The sequence below is a fragment of the Actinomycetota bacterium genome (assembly GCA_035540895.1).
Taxonomy (GTDB): Bacteria; Actinomycetota; JAICYB01; order JAICYB01; family JAICYB01; genus DATLFR01.
The window spans coordinates 1-3,565 of sequence record DATLFR010000188.1; the positions used below are offsets into that span (position 1 = coordinate 1).

4 protein-coding genes are annotated in these 3,565 nt (G+C 70.4%); 2 read left to right on the forward strand and 2 right to left on the reverse strand.

What is annotated here, in order from left to right:
* Nucleotides 1–461 (forward strand): glycogen debranching enzyme (locus VM840_10730; protein ID HVL82051.1); only part of this gene is annotated, 461 nt, incomplete at its 5' end.
* A 13-nt stretch (nt 462–474) separates the two neighbouring features.
* Here the strand turns inward: VM840_10730 and VM840_10735 are convergent.
* The gene (locus VM840_10735) at nt 475–2,085 is read right to left on the reverse strand and encodes an ATP-dependent DNA helicase RecQ (GenBank protein ID HVL82052.1); all 1,611 of its coding nucleotides are present in this window, start codon (nt 2,083–2,085) and stop codon (nt 475–477) included.
* Nucleotides 2,086–2,097: 12 nt separating this feature from the next.
* Nucleotides 2,098–2,700, reverse strand: a complete 603-nt coding sequence (locus tag VM840_10740) for a nucleotidyltransferase (protein HVL82053.1) — start codon at nt 2,698–2,700, stop codon at nt 2,098–2,100.
* 27 nt (nt 2,701–2,727) lie between these two features.
* On the opposite strand from VM840_10740, the gene VM840_10745 reads away from it, so the two are divergent.
* Entirely contained in the window at nt 2,728–3,477 is a 750-nt protein-coding gene (locus tag VM840_10745; GenBank protein HVL82054.1) for a sugar phosphate nucleotidyltransferase, read from the forward strand.
* The last annotated feature ends 88 nt before the right edge of the window (nt 3,478–3,565 follow it).

Sequence of the window (3,565 nt, forward strand, 5' to 3'; positions counted from 1 at the left end):
GGTACGACTGGGAGTCGGTCGATGAGGACCTGCTCGAGTTCACGCGCAGCCTGGTCCGCTTCCGCCTCGACCACCCGGTCTTCAGGCGTCGTCGCTTCTTCGAGGGGCGGCCCATCCACGGGGCGGACGTGGCCGATATCGGCTGGTTCCGTCCGGACGGGAGCCAGATGTCCGACGAGGACTGGGACGTGGGGTTCGCGAAATCGCTGGGGGTCTTCCTCAATGGGGAGACGATCCCCACCCCCGACTCCCGGGGGCAGCGCATCGAGGACGACTCCTTCCTGGTCCTCTTCAACGCCTCGCACGAGGACGTCAAGTTCACGCTGCCCGGCGGCGCCTGGGGCTCCGTGTGGGAGATCGAGATCGACACCGCCGCACCGACGGAGCCCGACGTCGTGCTCAAGTCCGGCGACGTCGTCGAGCTGGTCGCTCGCAGCGTGCAGGTACTGAAGCGCGCGTAGGCCCCCGCGCCTGTCAGCTCACCCGGAGGAGGTTCCTCTCCGCCACCGCGTTGGCCGACAGCGTCTTGTAGCCGTGGGCGGTGAACAGGACGACGAGCGTGTCTCCCTCGGCGGCGACGACCTGGCCGGGCCCCCACCTCCGGTGTGACACGTGTGAGGAGACCGGGAACCGCGGGTCCGGAGGCTCGGCGGCTCGGCCCCCCTCGCAGGCGTCGCAGTTCCCGCAGGGAGCCGGGTAGCGCTCCCCGAAGTAGGCGAGCAGGAACGATCGCCGGCACCCTCCCGTCTCGGCGTACCCCCGCATCATCTCGACCCGGGAGCGCTCCCAACCTCGCCTCATCTTGGTGGCGTAGGTGACGGCCTCGACCGCCTCCCCGACCTCGAGCGCGCCGGTCCAGATGGGTGCCTCGCCGGGCGTGACGCGAACCGCACCCACGGCGGCCAGCGCCATCACCGCGGCTTGCGCCCGGCGGCCGTTCCCGAGCTCCTCGCCTCCCGCGAGGAGGGTGGCGACCTGGGTGATGGTCTTCTGCGATGGTCCGGCCCCCGCCGCGTAGCGCTGCTTGAGGCCCAGGTCCTCCGGGCGGTAGAGGAGGACCGCCTCGGCGGGTTCGCCGTCCCGACCGGCCCGCCCGATCTCCTGGTAGTACCCGTCGGGGGATGCCGCCACGTCGTAGTGCAGGACGAACCTCACGTCGGGCTTGTCGATCCCCATCCCGAACGCGATTGTCGCGACCATCACGTCCACCTCGCCGTCGAGGAACGCCTGCTGGACATCGCGCCGCCGCTTCGCGCCCAGCCCGGCGTGGTACGCCTCCGTGCGGACACCCTGTGATCCCACGAGCTCGGCCACCTCTTCGGCCGAGGCACGGGTGGCGGTGTAGACGATCCCCGGTGCAGGGAGGGTCCGGACGCGCTCGAGGAACCTGTCTCGCTTGTCGTCCTCGTCCAGGCACCGGACCACCTCGAACCTGATGTTCGGCCGGTCGAACCCCGTCACGATCTCGAGGGGGTCGCGCATGCCCAGACGCGCGGCGATCTCCGCGCGGACGGGAGGCGCTGCGGTCGCGGTCAGGGCGAGTATCGGGGGCCGTCCCAGGGCCTCCCGGGCGACCGCCCCGAGCTGGAGGTAGGCGGGCCGGAAGTCGTGTCCCCACGAGCTGACGCAATGCGCCTCGTCCACCACGAGGAGCGAGGGTTCGGCGGACGCTACCTGCTCGAGGGTGTCCGCGCTCGAGAACCGCTCGGGCGCGAGGAGGAGGAACTCGAGCCTCCCGTCGGCCAGGTCCTCCATGGCCTCGGACCGGGCTCCCTGGGAGACGTTGGAGTTCGCCTCGGCCGCGCCGCCCACATCGGCCTCGGCGATCGCCCTCACCTGGTCCTGCTGGAGCGATATCAGAGGCGACACGACGACGGTGGGGCCGGGGATCAGCGAACCGGCGATCTGGTAGATGGCGGACTTGCCCCACCCCGTCGGCATCACGGCGAGGACGTCGCGTCCGGACAGCAACGCCTCGACCGCCTCCTTCTGTCCCTCGCGCAGGTCGGACAGGCCGAGACGCTCGCGCGCTACGTCATCTATGGACGGGTAGGGTGGGTCCTCATGGACCCGTCGAGTCGCCATGGGTCGGGTCTCTCAGGCCCCCACGCGCAGCACGTGCGCCGACCCGAGCATCCGCTCCATCACCTCGGGAGGCACGGCGAGCCCGATCGACTCGGCGTAGACGAGCAGGCTCAGGAGCCGCTTCGGGCCGAGCCGCGAACGCTGGAGCAGGTACTCCCAGTCGACCTCGGAGCGAGCGAGCAGCTCGAGGGCGGTGAACCAGTAGTCGGCGGTCGCCGCCTGGTGCGCGAGCGCGAAGATCACGATGAGGTCCTCCGCCGAAGCCACGGGGAGCTCGCGGTCGTGGAAGGTGAGCCGTCTCAGGCTCCCGATCATCTCGTCGTCGAACTTCACGTTTCCCGAGGAGCGGAAGATGAGATCGACCGTCGTGTCGCCGCGGCTCGCTTTGTAGATCCACTGGTCGTTGTCCCGCTTCGTCTCGTACCCCACCTCCCCGAAGGCCTCCAGGGCGGCCTCGGCGTGCTCCTCGCGAACGAACACGTCGATATCGCCGGTCGTCGAGGGCTCTCCGTGCGCGGCCTTGGCGATGCTCCCGATGAAGCAGTAGGGGAGGCCGAGGCCGTCCATGACGCGGACGGTCTCGTCGAGGATGTCGAGGAACGCGGGTTCGCCCATGCGACGACCCACCTACCCCTCGAGGGGGTGTGGGGAAACCAGATCTGCGCGGTCGTCCTGGCCGCCGGACGAGGGACGCGTCTGCGCCCTCTCACCGAGCTCCGTCCGAAGGCGCTCTGCCCGGTCGGCAACGTCGCACTGGTCGACCACGCGCTCGCGCGCGTCGCCGGAGCGGACGTGGCGGTGAACGCCCACCACCTGGGCGAGGCGCTGGTGGAGCACCTGTCGGGAGCGGTCCACGTCTCCTGGGAGCGCGACGAGCCGTTAGGGACGGCAGGCGCCCTCGGCGCGCTGCGGGACTGGATCGACGGACGACACGTCCTCGTCGTCAACTCAGACGCCTTCCACCCGCCGGACCTGTCCGATCTCGTGTCCGGATGGGACGGCGAGCGGGTCCGGCTCAGGTGCGTGCGCGACCCCGGACGGGCCGACTTCGAGGGGCTCCGGTTCGCCGGCGCCTCCCTCATGCCTTGGGCGGCGGTCCGGGACCTGGCTCCCGTCCCGTCCGGGCTCTACGAGGTCGTCTGGCGCCACCACGATCTGGACATGCACGTCGCGTCCGGACCCTTCTTCGACTGCGGGACGCCGCGCGAGTACCTGGACGCGAACCTGGCGGCGTCCGGTGGAGAGAGCGTCATCGGGGAGGGCGCCCGGATCGAGGGAGAGGTGATCCGCTCCGTGGTCTGGCCGGGCGGGGTCGTGGCCGAGGGGGAGAGGCTGGTCGAGGCGATCAGGGTGGGGGACCACCTCACGGTCGAGACGTCGGGGAGGCCGTGAGATGGGTCCGGTAAGGTTGCTCCCATGACCGACGAGGTGTTCGGCCTGAGCGCGGGCCACCTTCACTCGAGCTTCTCGGATTTCCTTC